Here is an 853-nt window from a genome sequence, read left to right on the forward strand (position 1 = left end):
CCCTCACCCTTACCCTCTCCCCGTGTAGAGACGGGGAGAGGGGGGCGTCATCGTTGGAGCTTCTCCCTTCTCCCCGTCCCTATACGGGGAGAAGGTGCCGGCAGGCGGATGAGGGTCGGCGCCGGCGTTCGCTACCTGTCACTGATCCGTGGAGCGACCTGAGCCATGGCCGATATCGTCTTTCGCAACGTGACCAAACGCTACGGCAACACACTTGCCGTCGACGACGCCTCGTTCACCGTCAACGACAATGAGTTCTTCTGCTTCTTCGGACCGCCGCTGTCGGGCAAGTCGACGATCCTGCGCCTGGTGCTCGGGCTGGAGACACCTGACACCGGCGAAATCCTGATCGGAGGCAGGCCGGTCAACGCGATGTCGCCGGCCGAGCGCAACGTGGCGATGGTGTTCCAGAACCTGGCGCTGTTCCCGCATATGAGCGCGCTCGAAAATGTCCGCTTTCCCCTGGTCGAACGCCGGGTCGCCGAGGCCGAGATCAAGCGGCGGGTCACCGACGTCGCGGCGAAGCTGCATATCGGCCATATCCTGCACAAGCCGCCGGGACAGCTTTCGGGCGGGGAGCGGCAGCGCGTGGCGATCGCGCGGGCTCTGGTGCGCGATCCCAATGCCTATCTGATGGACGATCCGATCTCGGCGCTCGACGCCAGGCTGCGCGAGGAAACGCGCGTCGAGCTGAAGCGCATCCAGCGCGAACTCGGCAAGACGCTGATCTACGTCACGCATGACCAGGAAGAGGCGATGTCGGTCGCTGACCGCATTGCCATCCTGGAGGACGGCAAGATCAGGCAGATCGGTTCGCCGGCAGAGATCTACGACCGCCCGGCCAGCACCTATG

1 protein-coding gene is annotated in these 853 nt (G+C 64.6%); it reads left to right on the top strand.

The features are described from left to right. Nucleotides 1-165: 165 nt before the first annotated feature. Nucleotides 166-853 (top strand): ABC transporter ATP-binding protein (locus tag EN750_RS36760; RefSeq protein WP_145968308.1); only part of this gene is annotated, 688 nt, incomplete at its 3' end.

Origin of the sequence: Mesorhizobium sp. M7A.F.Ca.ET.027.03.2.1, assembly GCF_003999175.1 — a bacterium.
In the GTDB taxonomy this organism is placed as follows: domain Bacteria; phylum Pseudomonadota; class Alphaproteobacteria; order Rhizobiales; family Rhizobiaceae; genus Mesorhizobium.